Origin of the sequence: Nonomuraea sp. NPDC050547 (genome assembly GCF_044457345.1) — a bacterium.
Classification (GTDB): domain Bacteria; phylum Actinomycetota; class Actinomycetes; order Streptosporangiales; family Streptosporangiaceae; genus Nonomuraea.
In genome coordinates, this window is record NZ_JBITGW010000014.1 from 1 (window position 1) to 15181 (window position 15181).

Below are 15181 nucleotides of genomic sequence, written 5' to 3' on the forward strand. Positions count from 1 at the left end.
GGGCACACGCAGAAGGAGCCGCCCGGTGGTGTGCACAGCGAACCAGCCGACCACGCTCTGGGCCGCTCACGCGGAGGGCTGACCACCAAGACCCACCTAGCGTGTGAACAGGGCCGCAAGGTGCTGGCCATGGTGGTAACCGCCGGGCATCGCGGCGACAGTCCACAGTTCATCGCGGTCCTGGGCAAGATCCGTATCGTCCGGCCCGGCGGGCGGCCCCGGACCCGCCCCGATCGGGTGCTGGCCGACCGGGCCTACACCAGCAAGGCCAACCGCGAGCATCTGCGCCGACGCGGGATCAAGGCCTGCATCCCGAGCAAGGCCGACCAGGACGCCCACCGGCGCGCGAAGGGGTCGAAGGGTGGACGGCCACCGGGCTTCGACCCCGTCCTCTACCGGCTGCGCCACGCTGTGGAATGTGGCATCAACCAGCTTAAGCACAACCGTGGCATGGCTACCCGCTATGACAAACTCGCCGTCCGCTTCGAGGCCACCGTCACCATCGCCGCCATCAACCAATGGCTCCGCGACTTATGAAACACGCCTTAGGTGAACGGGTTCCCGGCGGGGACCACGGTGCCCGCGCCGCCCAGCGGCGGGAACCACAGCACGAACGTCGCCCCGGCGCCGAGCCGGGAGAAGACCGCGACCCTGCCCCCGTGCGACTCCACGATCTGCCGGACGATGGCCAGGCCCAGGCCCGTGTGCCGGTCGCGGCGGCTGCTCTCGCCCCGCCAGAACCGGTCGAAGACCCTCGGCTGGTCCTCCTCCGCCAGGCCGGGGCCGTCGTCGGCGACCGCGGTCCAGAGCCAGCCGTCCTCCCGGCCCGCCGCCACCCGGACCCGGCCGTCGAGAGGCGAGAGCCGTACCGCGTTGGACAGAAGGTTGGCCACGGCGCGCCGCAGCGCGTCGTGGTCGCCGCTCATCGCGAGGTCCTGTTCCAGCCGGCGGGTCAGTGTGAGGCCGCGGGCGTCGGCCAGCGCGGCGTACTCCTCGCTGGCCTCCTGCACCACGCGGCCCAGGTCGAGGTCGGCGTCGGCGAAGGCGGCGCCCTGGCGTCTGGCGCTGGCCAGCAGGTCTTCGACCAGGCGGGTCATGCGGGTCGTGGCGCGGTCGACGACGGCGACCGCGGGGGTGCGCTCCTCGTCGCTGGCGTCGGGGGTGGCGAGGACGGCGTCCACGTTGGCCCGGATGATCGTGAGCGGGCTGCGCAGCTCGTGCGAGGCGTCGTCGATGAGCCTGCGCTGGGCGCTGAAGGCGGACTCCAGCCGGTCCAGCATGGTGTCCACGGTGTCGGCCAGGTCGCGCAGTTCGTCGCGCGGGCCGTTCAGCCGGATGCGCCGGGTCAGGTCGGTGGCCTGGATCTCCTCGGTCGTGCGCGTGATGGCCCGCACCGGGCGCAGTACGCGGCCGGACAGCACCCAGCCGATGCCGAGGCCGGCCAGGAACAGCGCGCCGAGCGTCACCAGTGAGTAGTCGCGCAGCGTGGCCAGGGTCCTGACGTTGATCGCGTTCTCGACCTCCTCGACGAACACGACCTCCTCCTTGCCCACGTACTCGCCGCCCCGGTAGGCCTTGGCGTACTCGGTGGTGTAGGGGCGCTGGTCGGTGGTCGTGGAGATGCCCCAGTAGATGCCGCCCAGCACCAGCGCGGCCAGCACGAACAGCAACCCCGAGTACAACACCGTCAGCCGGAACCGGATCGTGTGGATCATGCCGGCTCCTTCAGCCGGTAGCCCCTGCTGATGACGGTCTCGATGAGGCCGTCCTCCTGGAGCTTGCGCCGCAGGTTGCCGACCGTCACCCGGACGGTGTTGGTGAACGGGTCGGCGTGCTCGTCCCAGACGTGCTCCAGCAGTTCCTCCGAGGAGACGACGTGCCCCGGCCTGGTCATGAGGTAGTGGAGCACGCCGTACTCCTTGGGGGTGAGCGCGAGCGCGCGGCCGCCCAGCGACACCTCCATCCTGGCCGTGTCGATCCGCAGCTGCCCGACTTCCAGGACGGAGGTGCCGCCGGTGTCTCTGCGCAGGAGCGCGCGCACTCTGGCCAGCAGTTCGGGGAAGGCGAAGGGTTTGACGAGGTAGTCGTCGGCGCCTTCGTCGAGCCCGCGGACCCGGTCGTCGAGCCGGTCGCGGGCGGTCACCATGATGACCCGCACGCCCTTGCCCGCCGCCCGGATCTCCCTGCAGACCTGGAAGCCGTCGCCGCCGGGCAGGTTCAGGTCGAGCAGCACCAGGTCGTACGTGTTGACCTGGAGCTTCTCGTGCGCGACGGGCGCGTCCAGAGCCACGTCCACGGCATATCCGGCGCGGGCCAGGCCGACGCGCAGCGCGTCGACCAGATCCTCTTCGTCTTCGACGACCAACAAGCGCATATTTCCTAGTCTCTGATGATTTGTTCGGCTATGGGAGCTGCGCGATCGATAGGGATCGCGAAGCCGATGCCGATGTTGCCGCCGCCCCGGCTCGACGCGATCGCCGTGTTCACCCCGACGACCTCGCCGCGGGCATTGACCAGCGGGCCGCCGGAGTTGCCGGGATTGATGGAGGCGTCGGTCTGCACCGCGCTGCGGGAGGTGCCGCCCAGCCGTACCCGGCGGTCGAGGGCGCTGACGATGCCCGAGGTCACCGTGCCCGACAGGCCCAGCGGCGAGCCGATCGCCAGCACCTGGTCACCGACCGCCAGGTCGGCCGAACGGCCCAAGGTGGCGGGCGCGAGCCCAGTGACGCCCGCCACCTCCAGCACCGCCAGATCCTCGTCCTGATCAGCACCCAGGACTCTGGCGGAGAACCTGCGGCCGTCGTTCAGCACCACGCTCACCGTGCTCGCCTCGCCGACGACGTGCGCGTTGGTGATGATGTGGCCGGCCCCGTCCACGATGAAGCCGGAACCGCCGCCCCGGCCAACGTCGATCGAGACCACGCTCGGCAGCAGCCGCGCCGCCGTACCGGACAGTCCCGTCGTGTTGGGCGCGGCGGGGGCCGCGCGGGGCAGCGTGACCGGCGCCGGATCCGCCGCCAGCCCCGCGCCGGCGAACCCGGCCACCGCCCCGGTCAGCGCGGCGACGAGCACCGCGCCGAGCAACAGCGCTCCTCCGCGAGGAGCCCGCCCAGCCGGTACGCCTCCTGCCTCCTCCACCCCCGCCCGCTCCGCTCCCGCACCCTCGGCTCCCGCCCTCTCGGCCGCCGGCTCCCAGGGTGCCGGGTGACCCGGCGACGGCGAGACGAAGTCGGGCCCACGCGGCGTCCCCAGCCCTCTGCGCGTCCCGGTCATGGCAGCCTCGAGAACCAGATCATGGACCCGACGGCCGCGAGCAGCGCCGCCACCAGGCCCGCCGCCACGAACCACATCCAGATCTCCTGCCGTTCCGTCCGGTAGCCGACCGAGGTGCCGATGTCCTCGTACACGGCCTGCAGTTCGTCGCCGCTGGCCGCCTCGTAGAAGCCGCCGCCCGCGGCTCCCGCCAGCTCACGCAGCGCCGGGCCGTCCACGGGCACCGGGACCCGGCTGCCCTGCAGCTCGACGGTGCCGCCCGGCGTGCCGTACGCGATGGTCGTGACCGGGACGCCGCGCGCGGCGGCCTGCCCGGCGGCCTCGCGGATCCCGCGCCCGGTGGTGTTGGAGCCGTCCGACAGCAGGACGATGTGCGCGGGCGGCGGTTCCGCCTCGCGGTCCACGCCGGCGATGGCCTCCAGCGAGGAGTGGACCGCGTCGCCGATCGCGGTGCCCGATGAGGTGGTCAGGCGGTCCAGCGCGTTGAAGACGGCCTGCCGGTCCGTGGTCGGCGGCACCGCCACCGACGCCTCCGACGAGAACGTCACCAGCCCGAGGTTGAAGCGCTCCGGCAGCCCGCGCACGAACTGCGTCGCCGCCGCCCGCGCCGCCGTGAACCGGTCGGGGGCCACGTCCGTGGCGCCCATCGAGGCCGACACGTCGAACGCCACCATGATCGTGGCCCGTTCCCTGGGCACCTGCACCTCCGCCGTGGGCCGGGCGAAGCCGACCACGAGCAGCGCGAACATCCCCAGCAGCGCCCCGGCCGGAACGTGCCGCCGCCAGCGCGGGCGCTTCGGGGCCACCTTGTCCAGCAGGTCGAGGTTGGTGAAGCGGACGGCGTAGGCGCTGCGCCGTACCGACATCAGGACGTAGGCGAGCGCGAGCAGCGCGACCGGCACGAGCAACCACAGCCAGACCGGAGAGATCAGCGTCATGCGGCGCCGCCCCCTCCCTGCCCGGACCCACGCGCGCCCAGCCGGGCCAGCCGGCGCCGGCGCAGCACGTGCTCCACCAGGTCGCGCACCCAGTCGCCGTCGGTGCGCAGCCGCAGGTGCGCGGCGCGGGCCCGGCGCAGCGCCGTCTCGATCCCGGCCCGCTGCCCGGCGGCGGCCTCGGCGTAGCGGCGGCGCAGCCGGGCGCCGGCCGTCGCGTACTCGCGCCGCCGGCCCGTCTCCGGGTCCATCAGCGTGAGCAGCCCCACGTCGGGCAGCGCGAGCTCGCGCGGGTCCAGCACCTCGACCGCGAGCACCTGATGGCGTACGGCCAGCCGCCGCAACTCCGGCTCCCACGTCTCCGGCGGGTCCAGGAAGTCGGACACCACCACGACCAGCCCGCGCCGCACCACGGTTCGGCCCAGCCGATGCGCCGCAGTACCCAGGGCGGCGGCCTTCGTCCCCGGCCTGGCCCGCGGCATCGTGAAGATCTCCTGCAGCAGCGCCATCAGGTGCGGCCGGCCGGTCCTGGCGGGCAGCGCCCTGAGGCCGGAGCCGTGCAGGAGGTGGGCGCCGATCCGGTTGCCGGTCCGCTGGGTCAGGAACCCGATCGCGGCCGTCGCGGCCAGGGCCAGGTCCCGTTTCTCCATCGCGGCGGTGCCGAAGTCCATGCTGGCGCTGGCGTCCAGCAGTACCCACAGCTCCAGCTCACGGTCGGCGACCACGTCGCGTACGTGCGGCTCGGCGGTGCGCGCGGTCACGTTCCAGTCGATCCGCCGCACGTCGTCACCCGCCTGGTACGGCCGCGCCTCGGCGAGCTCACTTCCCGGACCGGGCAGCAGGCCGAGATGGTCGCCCTGCAGCAGGCCGTCGAGCCGCCGGGTGATCGTCAGCTCCAGGCGGCGCAGCGCGGGCTCGGCCCGCTCGTACCCGTGAAGGTTCAAGCCGCCGACTCCCCCGCCCGAGCGCCGCGAGGCCCGTCTGCGGGGCGATCACCGGCGTCGGGACCGCCGCCAGGACGCGGTCCACCAGCTGACGGGGCGTGACCCCCTCGGCCAGCGCGTCGAACGACAGCACCAGCCGGTGCGCCATCACGTCGTGCGCCACGTCCCTGACGTCCTCCGGCAGGACGTACTCCCTGCCGCGCAGCAGGGCCAGCGCGCGACCGGCCGCCAGCAGGCCCAGCGTGGCGCGCGGGCTGGCGCCGAAGGCCAGCATCCGCTCCACGTCGGGTACGGCGTAGCGGGCCGGAGCCCGGGTGGCGTAGACAAGGCGGACCGCGTAGTCGGCGACCGCGTGGTGCACGAACACCCGGTCGGCGCGCCGCTGCAGCGCGATCACCCGGGCGGGGTCCAGGATCGCCCGCGCCCGCGGCGGGTCCACGCTCATGCGATAGACGATCGCCAGCTCCTCCGATTCGCTGGGATAGCCCACGTCGATCTTCATGAGGAACCGGTCCCGCTGCGCCTCGGGCAGGTGGTAGACGCCTTCCGACTCAATGGGGTTCTGGGTGGCCAGCACCAGGAACGGCGCGGGCACCGGGTGCGTGACGCCGCCGATGCTCACCTGCCGCTCGGCCATGATCTCCAGCAGGGCCGACTGCACCTTGGCCGGGGCGCGGTTGATCTCGTCGGCCAGCAGCAGGTTGGCCATGACCGGGCCGAGTTCGATGTCGAAGCTCTCGGTGGAGGGGCGGTAGATCCGGGTGCCGACGATGTCCGACGGGACCAGGTCGGGCGTGAACTGGATCCTGGCGAACGTGCCGCCCACCACCCGGGCCGTCGTCTCGGCGGCGAGCGTCTTGGCGATGCCGGGGACGCCTTCGAGCAGGCAGTGGCCACGCGCCAGCACCGCCACGAGCAGGCGCTCGACCATGTGGTCCTGGCCGACGATCACCCGCTTGACGGCGAAGAGCGCGCTCTCCAGCAGGGCGGTGTCCTCCCGGGCATCGTCCGGCGCCTGGGTCACGGCTGGACCTTGCCGTCGGGGCAGTCGTTCAGCACGAGCCTGAGCTCGATCGGTGCGGGTGCGGGGGCGGCGGCGTGGGCGGCGCCGGTGGTGGCCAGGACCGCCCCACCGGCCAGCGCCAGCGCCGCCAGGCGTGGCAGGCGTGCCCGCCGGGCCCCGGAAGCATCGGCCGGACGCGATATGCGAAGCGACATGCTGTTCCTTTCGCGGGATGGGCATCAGGACGACTCCCGATGTCATCGCCCATGTCACCAAGCACCCGCGAAAGCTGCCGTAACGCACACCTTTATACGATTTTTCGCCTGACAGGCCCCCTAGAGGGCTATATCCCGTGCCGATCCCCTTGTACGGAGAAGACAGGACGACCCACCGCCGGCGCAACGGCCTCGCCGGACCCTTGCGGCTCGTCCCAAGCTCTGCGGGTTGTCCCGAGCTTTGCGCTCGCCTCGACCCTTGAGGCCCATCCCGAGCTTTGAGGATTGCCCGGCGCGGCCTTTATCTGAGCTTTCGGTGGCCCGGCGTACGGTCCGGACATGATGTCACCCTTCAAGCGGTATCTCGCGGAAGAGGTGGCCCTCGACCACGCCGAGGGACTCATCCCGCGCCGCGAGGCCCTGAGGCGGCTGGGCCTGCTCGGGCTCACCCTGCCCGCCGCCGGCGCGCTGCTGACCGCCTGCGGCGCCGACCCGCCCACCGGCACACCGGCCACCGGCATGACCCCGGCCCCGACGCGCGCGCAGCCGAGTCCCTCGGGGACACCCGTCGGCCCCTCTCCCCTGCCGACCGAGGCCATCACGTTCCCCGGCCCGCAGGGTGCGGCGCTCCAGGGCGCCTGGGCGGCGGCCGCGAGCCCCAAAGGCGCGGTCCTGGTCATCCACGAGAACCGCGGTCTCAACGACCACACCCGATCCGTCGCCGGGCGCCTGGCCGCGAGCGGCTACTCCGCGCTCGCCCTCGACCTGCTCTCCCGCGACGGCGGCACCGCCTCCTTCACCGACACCGCGCAGGCCACCGCCAAGCTGGGCGAGATCACGCCGGAGCGGTTCGTCGCCGACATGAAGGCCGCGCTGGGCGAGCTCCAGAACCGGGCGAAGGGCGCCAAACTGGGCATGGTCGGCTTCTGCTTCGGCGGCGGCATGACCTGGCTGCTGCTGTCGTCGGCCGAGCCGCGCCTGGCCGCCGCGGTCCCGTTCTACGGCCCGCTGCCCGCGGGCGCCGACATGACCGGCACGAAGGCCGCCGTCCTCGGCGTCTACGCCGAGCAGGACGACCGGGTCAACGCCACCCGCGACGCCGCGCGGGCGGCCCTGGAGAAGGCCGGTCTCACGCACGAGATCGCCACGTTCGAGGGCGCCGGGCACGCGTTCTTCAACGACACCGGCCAGCGCTTCAACCCCGCGGCCGCGGCGCGGGCGTGGGATCGGCTGCTCGGCTGGTTCGGCAGCCACCTCAGCTGAGGGACGTCACCCGGCCCGGTCGAGTAGCCGCCGCCTCCCGCGGCCGGGTGACCAGCACGAAGTCCGAAAACCGCGCCTCCATTCCGCCCTCGCCGGTGTTCTACTCAACATGAGCATCTACACCACCATCGACAGCCCGATCGGCGAGATCGTCCTCACCGGCACCGGCGGGGCGCTGACCTCCGTCAAGGTGGGCGCGGCCGTGCCGAGCGGGGCCACCAGGGACGACGCGCCCTTCGCCGAGGCCGTGCGGCAGTTCGCCGAGTACTTCGCCGGCGAGCGCACCGCCTTCGACCTCGACCTGCGGCCGTCCGGGACCGCGTTCCAGCACCGCGTCTGGGCCGAGGTCGCGGCCGTGCCGTACGGGAAGACGACCACCTACGGCGAGATCGCCGCGCGCATCGGCGCGCCGCGCGACCGCATCCGCGCGGTCGGCGCGGCGGTGGGGGCCAACCCCCTGCTGATCGTACGGCCGTGCCACCGCGTCATCGGCGCGGGCGGCGCGCTGACCGGCTACGCGGCCGGGATCGAGCGCAAGCGGTTCCTGCTCACCCACGAGGGCGCCCTCCAGCCGGCGCTCATCTGAAGGACGATCATGACCGACATCCAGGACAGAACATCCGACGCCGCGATCCGGGACCGGGTCGCGGCGACCGACTGGCCCGCGGTCGCCCGCGAGGTCGACGCCCACGGCTGCGGCCTCACCGGCCCGCTGCTGACGGCGGCGGAATGCCGGGAGATCGCCGGTCTGTACGACGACGTGGCCCGCTTCCGCTCGACGATCGACATGGCCCGCTACCGCTTCGGTTCAGGGCAGTACCGGTACTTCCGGGAGCCGTTCCCCGAGGTGGTGGCGGCGCTGCGGGAGACGCTCTACCCCAGGCTGCTGCCCATCGCCCGCGAGTGGGCCGCCCGCCTCGGATGGGCTGCCACGTGGCCGGAGGAGTTCGGCGAGTGGCTGGAACGCTGCCACGCCGCCGGTCAGGTCAAACCCACACCGATCCTGCTCAAGTACGGCGAGGGCGACTGGAACGCCCTGCACCGGGACCTCTACGGCGACCTGGTCTTCCCGCTCCAGGTGGTCGTCGGCCTGGACGTGCCCGGCGCCGACTACACCGGCGGCGAGTTCCTGCTGGTGGAGCAGCGGCCCCGGGCCCAGTCGCGCGGCACGGTCACCATGCTGCCGCAGGGCCACGGCCTGGTGTTCACCACCCGCGACCGCCCGGTGAGATCGGCCCGCGGCTGGTCGGCCGCACCGGTGCGGCACGGCGTGAGCACGGTCCGCTCGGGCCTGCGGCACACCCTGGGCCTGGTCTTCCACGACGCCACATGACAGCGGCCGAGCGCGCGTACGCGCTGACCGGGGCCGACGGCCGCACCTACCTCGGCCCGGCGCCCGGGACGCTCGGCGGATACCGGCGACGGCGCATTTACGGGCGGCTGGACTGCCCGTCCGCGCTGCGGGCCATCGCCGCGGGCGGGTACGTCCGGCACCGGGTCTTCTTCGCCGACGAACCGACCGCGCTTGCGGCGGGGTATCGGCCGTGCGCGGTGTGCCTGCCCGAGAAGTACCGGAAGTGGAGGAAAAGTGGTTGAGCCAGGACAGGTCCGGGACGTGGCGGAGCTCGCCGGGCTGTTGAAGTGGCAGGTTCCCGGGGTGGTGAGCGTCACCGTGGGACACGGCCGCGACCCCGGGTCCGTGGCGGCGGCCGAACGGTTCGTCCGGGAGTGGGAGGCCGGGGGCGGGGTGGTGGGCGAGGTCGTGAGCTGGCCGGAGGAGGCCGCCTCGTGGCTGCGGCAGGCCCGCCGGTTCGCCTCGGGCGGGCCGGACGCGTGGGTGGTGATCGCCGGGCCGGCCGGGTGGGCGGGCATGCGGTCCCGCCTCCTGCGGCACACCACCTGGGACCCGGCCCGCACCCTGATCGCCCCCGCAAGCCCCTGACCACCCCGGACCCCGGCAGCCCGTGACCCCCACGAACCCGTGACCGCCCGGACCACGAGGGCTCTGACGCCGCGGCCCGCCGTACCGGAAAGCGCCGTACCGGAAGCGTTGTACCGGAGAAGCGCGGGAGGGCGCCCGGCGGGGAGCCGGACGCCCTCGTATGTCTGTCGGGACCTCAGTCGTTGAGGTGCTGGCGGAGGTAGGAGTCGACCTGGTCGAGCGCGATGCGCTGCTGCGCCATCGAGTCGCGCTCGCGGATCGTCACCGCCTGGTCCTCCAGGGTGTCGAAGTCGACCGTGATGCAGAACGGCGTGCCGATCTCGTCCTGGCGGCGGTAGCGGCGGCCGATCGCCCCGGCGTCGTCGAACTCGACGTTCCAGCGGCGGCGCAGCTGGGCGGCGAGGTCGCGGGCCTTCGGCGACAGGTCGGCGTTGCGCGACAGCGGCAGCACCGCGGCCTTGACCGGCGCGAGGCGGTGGTCAAGGCGCATGACCGTGCGCTTCTCCATGACGCCCTTGGCGTTGGGCGCCTCGTCCTCGGTGTAGGCGTCGAGCAGGAACGTCAGCGTGGCGCGGTCGACACCGGCCGCGGGCTCGATGACGTAGGGCACGTAGCGCTCGCCGGTGTCCTGCTCGAAGAAGGACAGGTCGACGCCGGAGGCCTTGCCGTGGGCGGTGAGGTCGAAGTCGGTGCGGTTGGCGACGCCCTCGAGCTCACCCCACTCCGTGCCGGTGAAGTTGAAGCGGTACTCGATGTCGACGGTGCGCTTGGAGTAGTGGGACAGCTTGTCCTGGGGGTGCTCGTACAGGCGCAGGTTGTCCTTGTTGATGCCCAGGTCGGAGTACCAGCGGTAGCGCTCGTCGATCCAGTACTGGTGCCACTCCTCGTCGCTGCCGGGCTTGACGAAGAACTCCATCTCCATCTGCTCGAACTCGCGGGTGCGGAAGATGAAGTTGCCCGGCGTGATCTCGTTGCGGAACGACTTGCCGATCTGGCCGATGCCGAACGGGATCTTCTTGCGCGCCGACTGCTGCACGTTGAGGTAGTTGATGAAGATGCCCTGCGCGGTCTCGGGGCGCAGGAAGGCCAGGCCGGACTCGTCCTCGACCGGGCCGAGATAGGTCTTCAGCAGGCCGCTGAACTGCCGCGGCTCGGTGAAGGCGCCCTTGTTGCCGCAGTTGGGGCAGGTGATGTCGGCCAGGCCGTTCTCGGGGGCCTTGCCGTTCTTCTCCTCGTACGACTCGATGAGGTGGTCGGCCCGGAACCGCTTGTGGCACGACTGGCACTCGGTCAGCGGGTCGGTGAACGTCTCCACGTGGCCGGAGGCCTGCCACACCTCGCGGGCCAGGATGACGCACGAGTCGAGGCCCACCACGTCGTCGCGGGCCTGCACCATCGACTGCCACCACTGCCGCTTGACGTTGTTCTTCAGCTCCACGCCCAGCGGACCGTAGTCCCATGACGCACGGAGGCCTCCGTAGATCTCGCTCGACGGGTAGACGAGCCCGCGGCGCTTGGCGAGGCTGACGATGGTGTCCATGACGTCTGTACGGCGTGCCATGAGGATGGGTCTCTTTCCGGCTGGAGGTCGGCGAGGGGAAACGGATGAGGTCCCAGCTTAGGGGACGTCCGGTCGCCCTCGCGCGCGACTATTCCTCTTGTCCGGATACGTAGATGTCCTCGAAGGCGCTCGGCTCGTTGACCATGAGAATCATCAACGGATACATCGCCATCTTCGCGGCTGAAAGGGCGCGGCGATAGTAGCCCGCGCCCTCCCATTCGCTCACCAGCGCCCACAGGTTCGGCTCATCGACGGAACGCGCCAGCCTCCCGCGGAGGAATCCCGGCTGGGCGCGCAGGGTGTCGACGATGTTCTGACCTTGCTTGAGGAACTCTTGGGACTGAGCTTCCGGAACCATGTAGCGAATGACGGCGAGCACCTTCTTAGAATGTCAGACGATCTCCCGCAGCCGCGCGATCGCGGCTGACTCCGCCGCGTGGATCGCGCTCACCCGTTCGGCGATTGCGGAGAAATCCACCTTTCTCGGCGCGCGATCGGCTTCCGCCCGCAGCCGCCACAGCTCCGCCGCGTCCTCCTCGCGGGCCGCGCCGTCCGACAGCACCGCCTCGCGGACCGCCACCGTCAGCTCCCGGATCCGCCCGAACTCCTCGTACGGCACCGCCGTCTCCGCCATCTCATGCCACATCCCATGAATCCGCCGGAACGCGGTCGCCGACTCCCCCAGCTCCTCCCTCTGGAGCAGCCCGGCCGCCGCGTCAAGCCCGTCCGCGAACAGATCGCGCAGATTCCCGCCGTCGATGCCCACCGGCTCGACGCACTCCCAGATCGACAGCAGCGCCCCGGCCAGCCGCGTGCCGTCCCCGAACACCTTCGGCCACCCCTTGGCGTTGCGCTCGTCGGTGAGCAGGCGGCTCCACTTGCGCCAGGCGGGCAGCGAGAACGAGTCGGACGCCGACGACAGGTGCTCCGCGCAGTCCCTGAGCCCCTCGAGCACCGCCCCCGCCAGGTCGACCCGCGCAGGAGGCTCCCCCAGCACATACAGACTGTTCTTGTACGAGGTGACCCGCCCCCTGGCCGCCTCCATCCGGTCCTCCGGCACCAGGATCGGCCCGCTGCCCCGGTCGTCGACGTGCACGTAGCCGCCGGACCTGCGGTAGGCGATGACGGGGTGCCCGCCGTACCCGTCGAGCTCCTTCGGCAGCCGCCAGTACCCGATGTGATAGCGGTCGGGCAGCACCACGCACGGCCGCCCCGCGTCGAGTTCCTCCGCCATCCGCCGCGCCGCCCCCTTGGCGCCGCCCGTCGTGTGGTGCGTGTACGGCACGCCGAGCCGGTCGAGCGTCTTGGTCATCCAGCGGTCGTAGTACTGCCACTGGTTGAGGAAGGCCATGACCAGGGCGGCGCTGTTGTGCCGCTTGAACTCCCAGAGGATGTACCCGGCCCCGATCCCGCCGCCCGCCAGGAGCACCAGCGGCTCGGGAACCCCCGTGAGCCGCGACACGACCGCCGTGCTGGGATGCTGCCCGCCCTTGAACTCCCACCCGTGATCGCCGGGCGTCGCCTGGGCGCCGAGCGTGTGCCGCCTGGCGGTGGTGTAGCTTTCGCCGGTCTTCGCCATGCGTGCCCGGACGCGGGCTTTGAGCTGCTTCTTGTCGGTCATAACCGGTGTCCGTGTCCGCGGTCGCGCAGGGGCCCGGTCCACGCCCGCCGACCCCGGCCGCCGCGATGCTCTGGGCTATGCCGAAGATTCGTCCCCCGAGGCGCCTGCGTCCCCTTTGCCTCCGTGGTGCTCGGCGGGCAGCGTGGATGCTCGCTTTCAGGAGGTGCGGCGCTGGGAGTCGCCGTGCCGCCCATCCTAGGGACCCCATGAGCTCCTGTCACGCGCCCCGCCCCCGTTGTCCCGGCACGCCTTGCCCTCCTCCCGTGGACTCGCTGCCCGCCTCAGAGGAGGGCAGCTCGCCTGGCCAGCGCCCTGGGAGCGCGGAGGGTGGCCGGAGGGAGGCGAGGTCCCGGAGGTTGGGTGCGGGGTGGGTGGGCCGGGGAGTTGGGGTTGGTGGGGGCGGGGTTGGGGGGTGGGGGGTTAGGCTCGGGCCGTGGCCCAAGACAATGACCGCAGGCATCCGCTGGCCCAGCCCAGGGCGGCGGCCAAGGCCAAGCGCCCGTTGCCGCCCGGTGAGCGGTTCTTCACGCCCGGCGCGACCGGCCTGCGCAAGGCGGTGGAGCAGCGCAGCGCCACTCCCATGGCCTATCTGTTCACGCAGGTTCCGCGCTGGATCACGCCGGTGGTCATGGTCGTGTTGCTGCTGGCGGGGTTCGCCGTGCAGAACTGGCTGGGCGGGGTGGCGGTGCTGCCGGTGGTCGCCTTCGTGGGGCTTCTGGCGTACCTGTCGTGGCCGTCGCTCAGCACCGGCGGCAAGCTGCTGCGGGTGGCCATGCTGACGTTCCTGCTGCTGGTCGTGGCCAGCCGCTTCGGCGCCTTCTGACCGACCGCACCCTCCGCCGCCCGGTCGCGGGTGGCGCGGCCGGGCGGCGGTGCGGGGTGGGGTCAGCTGGCCAGCAGGGTGTAGGTGGGGAAGTTGCCGGGCAGGCGTTCGCCTTCCGGGCCTGTGGTCACGGCTCGGACCAGGAGGTCGCCGCCGACGAAGGCGCCGCGCCACGACGCCCCCAGGCCGCCGAACAGCTCGTCCCGGTCCCCGCGCGAACGCGGCTTGTTGTGGCCGACCTTGAAGGCGCGCACCTCGGGCGAGATCCGGGCGAAGGTCTCCTCGTCGTCGCAGGACAGGGTGGCGACCAGGGCGCCGTTGCTGGCGTTCATGGCGGCCAGGAGCTCGGCCTCGGTGTCCACGAGCATCATGGTGTCGACGGGCCCGAACGGCTCGGCGTGGTGCAGGGGTGAGGAGCGGGGCGGGTTGAGGATCGCCGTCGGCGCGAAGTAGGCGGAAACATCCTGGTTCGGCAGGAAATGCCCGTCTGACAACCTCGCCCGGTACAACGGCACGCCGCCTCGTGCGATCGCCTGGTCCACCTGGCCGGCCAGTTCGGCCGCCTTCGCCGCGTTGATGAGCGGGCCGAAGTCGAGCTGCGGTAACGGGTCCTCCGGCGACTCCACCGCCAGCGGATGCCCGAACCGCAACGACCCCACCGCTTCCATATAGGCGGCCAGGAAGTCCGGAAAGAGCTCACGCTGTACGACGAACCGCGGATACGCGGTACACCGCTGCTTGGCGTAGTCGAAGGACGCGCGGATCTGCCGCGTGAGCAGTTCCCACCCCGAGTACTCCCAGACGCCCCAGCAGTTGAGACCCTCCTGCTCCAGTACGTGCCGCCGCTCGACGTCGGCCAGCGAGGTCGCCACCTGGGCCCCCGCGTCCCTGCCGCCCACGAACGACACGCACCCCAGCGCGCGCCCGCCCACCAGCACCGGTGACAGCGCCGCCCCGCCCCCGCTGACCAGCGTGAACGGCAGCCCCTCCCGTACGGCCAGCGCACAGGCGAGCGTGAGGCAGGCGAGCCCGCCGTCGGTGGGCGTCTTGGCGATCACCGCGTTCCCGGCCAGCGCCTGGACCAGCATCGCGTGCATGAGCACGCTCATCGGGTAGTTCCAGCTGGCGATGTTGCTGACCGGTCCGGGCAGCGGGGTGCGCCCGGCGGTCATGCGGTCGATCTCCCCGACGTACCAGCGCACGCCGTCCAGGCAGCGGTCCACGTCGGCGCAGGCCGTCTTCCACGGCTTGCCGATCTCCCACACGAGCAGCATCGCGAGCAGGTCGCGGTGCCCGGCCATCGCCTCGACGGCGGCCATGACGCGGGCCTTGCGTTCGGCCACCGGCACGTGCCGCCACTGCCGGTGCTCGGACTCGGCGCCGGCAACCGCGCGGCCCGCGCCCGACCGGTCCAGCCTGGGCGGGACGGCGATGGCGGTGCCGTCGATCGGCGAGAAGACCGGGTTGTCGGGGCGGCCGTCGCGGTGCCAGAAGCCGCCCCAGTGGTTGAGCACCCTGTCGTCGTGGAACGCCTCCGGCGCCGCCGTACAGCATCTGTCGTAAGTGTCCTGCCAGGCTGTGCCCGGTTTGATCCGCATCTG

The 15181-nt window shown here is 72.1% G+C and carries 18 protein-coding genes; 7 read left to right on the forward strand and 11 right to left on the reverse strand.

The window, feature by feature from the left end; all coding sequences use genetic code 11:
- On the forward strand, nt 1-537 hold a 537-nt coding region (locus ACIBHY_RS31710; RefSeq protein WP_397308626.1), incomplete at its 5' end, for an IS5 family transposase.
- A gap of 8 nt (nt 538-545) precedes the next feature.
- On the opposite strand, the gene ACIBHY_RS31715 is transcribed toward ACIBHY_RS31710, so the two are convergent.
- The 7 genes from ACIBHY_RS31715 to ACIBHY_RS31745 form a co-directional block, all read right to left on the reverse strand.
- Entirely contained in the window at nt 546-1715 is a 1170-nt protein-coding gene (locus ACIBHY_RS31715; protein ID WP_397308627.1) for a sensor histidine kinase, read from the reverse strand.
- Nucleotides 1712-2374: a response regulator transcription factor gene (locus ACIBHY_RS31720; RefSeq protein ID WP_379622096.1), complete on the reverse strand. Its 663-nt coding sequence runs from the start codon at nt 2372-2374 to the stop codon at nt 1712-1714. Before ACIBHY_RS31720 ends, ACIBHY_RS31715 begins: the two co-directional genes overlap by 4 nt.
- A 5-nt stretch (nt 2375-2379) precedes the next feature.
- Nucleotides 2380-3084, reverse strand: a complete 705-nt coding sequence (locus ACIBHY_RS31725) for a S1C family serine protease (RefSeq protein WP_397308628.1) — start codon at nt 3082-3084, stop codon at nt 2380-2382.
- A gap of 185 nt (nt 3085-3269) precedes the next feature.
- The gene (locus tag ACIBHY_RS31730) at nt 3270-4211 is read right to left on the reverse strand and encodes a VWA domain-containing protein (RefSeq protein ID WP_397248817.1); all 942 of its coding nucleotides are present in this window, start codon (nt 4209-4211) and stop codon (nt 3270-3272) included.
- Nucleotides 4208-5116, reverse strand: coding sequence for a DUF58 domain-containing protein (locus tag ACIBHY_RS31735; protein WP_397308764.1), 909 nt, complete (start codon nt 5114-5116; stop codon nt 4208-4210). The genes ACIBHY_RS31730 and ACIBHY_RS31735 overlap by 4 nt, the downstream gene beginning before the upstream one ends.
- On the reverse strand, nt 5028-6176 hold the full coding sequence (locus tag ACIBHY_RS31740; protein ID WP_397308629.1) for an AAA family ATPase: 1149 nt from the start codon (nt 6174-6176) through the stop codon (nt 5028-5030). The genes ACIBHY_RS31735 and ACIBHY_RS31740 overlap by 89 nt, the downstream gene beginning before the upstream one ends.
- The gene (locus ACIBHY_RS31745) at nt 6173-6370 is read right to left on the reverse strand and encodes a hypothetical protein (protein ID WP_397248811.1); all 198 of its coding nucleotides are present in this window, start codon (nt 6368-6370) and stop codon (nt 6173-6175) included. Before ACIBHY_RS31745 ends, ACIBHY_RS31740 begins: the two co-directional genes overlap by 4 nt.
- 339 nt (nt 6371-6709) lie before the next feature.
- Here ACIBHY_RS31745 and ACIBHY_RS31750 point away from each other — a divergent pair, with 339 nt between their 5' ends.
- The 5 genes from ACIBHY_RS31750 to ACIBHY_RS31770 all read left to right on the forward strand — a co-directional run bounded on the left by ACIBHY_RS31750 (nt 6710) and on the right by ACIBHY_RS31770 (nt 9575).
- Entirely contained in the window at nt 6710-7633 is a 924-nt protein-coding gene (locus ACIBHY_RS31750; protein ID WP_397308630.1) for a dienelactone hydrolase family protein, read from the forward strand.
- A 109-nt stretch (nt 7634-7742) separates the two neighbouring features.
- Nucleotides 7743-8219, forward strand: a complete 477-nt coding sequence (locus tag ACIBHY_RS31755) for a methylated-DNA--[protein]-cysteine S-methyltransferase (protein ID WP_397248807.1) — start codon at nt 7743-7745, stop codon at nt 8217-8219.
- Nucleotides 8220-8228: 9 nt separating this feature from the next.
- Complete coding sequence (locus ACIBHY_RS31760; RefSeq protein ID WP_397248805.1) at nt 8229-8966, forward strand: 2OG-Fe(II) oxygenase; 738 nt, start codon at nt 8229-8231, stop codon at nt 8964-8966.
- Nucleotides 8963-9229, forward strand: a complete 267-nt coding sequence (locus tag ACIBHY_RS31765) for an Ada metal-binding domain-containing protein (protein WP_397248803.1) — start codon at nt 8963-8965, stop codon at nt 9227-9229. Before ACIBHY_RS31760 ends, ACIBHY_RS31765 begins: the two co-directional genes overlap by 4 nt.
- Nucleotides 9222-9575, forward strand: a complete 354-nt coding sequence (locus ACIBHY_RS31770) for a hypothetical protein (protein WP_397248801.1) — start codon at nt 9222-9224, stop codon at nt 9573-9575. The genes ACIBHY_RS31765 and ACIBHY_RS31770 overlap by 8 nt, the downstream gene beginning before the upstream one ends.
- A gap of 175 nt (nt 9576-9750) precedes the next feature.
- Here the strand turns inward: ACIBHY_RS31770 and ACIBHY_RS31775 are convergent, their stop codons facing one another.
- The 3 genes from ACIBHY_RS31775 to ACIBHY_RS31785 form a co-directional block, all read right to left on the reverse strand.
- A complete protein-coding gene (locus ACIBHY_RS31775; protein WP_397308631.1) occupies nt 9751-11136 on the reverse strand; it encodes a glycine--tRNA ligase in 1386 nt (461 codons plus the stop codon).
- Nucleotides 11137-11224: 88 nt separating this feature from the next.
- On the reverse strand, nt 11225-11515 hold the full coding sequence (locus ACIBHY_RS31780) for an antibiotic biosynthesis monooxygenase family protein (RefSeq protein ID WP_184966420.1): 291 nt from the start codon (nt 11513-11515) through the stop codon (nt 11225-11227).
- A 12-nt stretch (nt 11516-11527) separates the two neighbouring features.
- Complete coding sequence (locus ACIBHY_RS31785) at nt 11528-12757, reverse strand: BtrH N-terminal domain-containing protein (RefSeq protein ID WP_397308632.1); 1230 nt, start codon at nt 12755-12757, stop codon at nt 11528-11530.
- A gap of 433 nt (nt 12758-13190) precedes the next feature.
- On the opposite strand from ACIBHY_RS31785, the gene ACIBHY_RS31790 reads away from it, so the two are divergent.
- Nucleotides 13191-13580, forward strand: coding sequence for a DUF6703 family protein (locus tag ACIBHY_RS31790; RefSeq protein ID WP_397248795.1), 390 nt, complete (start codon nt 13191-13193; stop codon nt 13578-13580).
- A gap of 62 nt (nt 13581-13642) precedes the next feature.
- Here ACIBHY_RS31790 and ACIBHY_RS31795 read toward each other — a convergent pair whose 3' ends face one another.
- Nucleotides 13643-15178: an aldehyde dehydrogenase family protein gene (locus ACIBHY_RS31795; RefSeq protein WP_397308633.1), complete on the reverse strand. Its 1536-nt coding sequence runs from the start codon at nt 15176-15178 to the stop codon at nt 13643-13645.
- Nucleotides 15179-15181 lie beyond the last annotated feature (3 nt).

Coding starts and splice junctions, on each gene's coding strand:
- ACIBHY_RS31760 (WP_397248805.1), top strand. CDS start 8,229: ATGACCGACATCCAGGACAGAACATCCGACGCCGCGATCCGGGACCGG.
- ACIBHY_RS31775 (WP_397308631.1), bottom strand. CDS start 11,136: ATGGCACGCCGTACAGACGTCATGGACACCATCGTCAGCCTCGCCAAG.
- ACIBHY_RS31715 (WP_397308627.1), bottom strand. CDS start 1,715: ATGATCCACACGATCCGGTTCCGGCTGACGGTGTTGTACTCGGGGTTG.
- ACIBHY_RS31745 (WP_397248811.1), bottom strand. CDS start 6,370: ATGTCGCTTCGCATATCGCGTCCGGCCGATGCTTCCGGGGCCCGGCGG.
- ACIBHY_RS31795 (WP_397308633.1), bottom strand. CDS start 15,178: ATGCGGATCAAACCGGGCACAGCCTGGCAGGACACTTACGACAGATGC.
- ACIBHY_RS31755 (WP_397248807.1), top strand. CDS start 7,743: ATGAGCATCTACACCACCATCGACAGCCCGATCGGCGAGATCGTCCTC.
- ACIBHY_RS31765 (WP_397248803.1), top strand. CDS start 8,963: ATGACAGCGGCCGAGCGCGCGTACGCGCTGACCGGGGCCGACGGCCGC.
- ACIBHY_RS31785 (WP_397308632.1), bottom strand. CDS start 12,757: ATGACCGACAAGAAGCAGCTCAAAGCCCGCGTCCGGGCACGCATGGCG.
- ACIBHY_RS31750 (WP_397308630.1), top strand. CDS start 6,710: ATGATGTCACCCTTCAAGCGGTATCTCGCGGAAGAGGTGGCCCTCGAC.
- ACIBHY_RS31730 (WP_397248817.1), bottom strand. CDS start 4,211: ATGACGCTGATCTCTCCGGTCTGGCTGTGGTTGCTCGTGCCGGTCGCG.
- ACIBHY_RS31720 (WP_379622096.1), bottom strand. CDS start 2,374: ATGCGCTTGTTGGTCGTCGAAGACGAAGAGGATCTGGTCGACGCGCTG.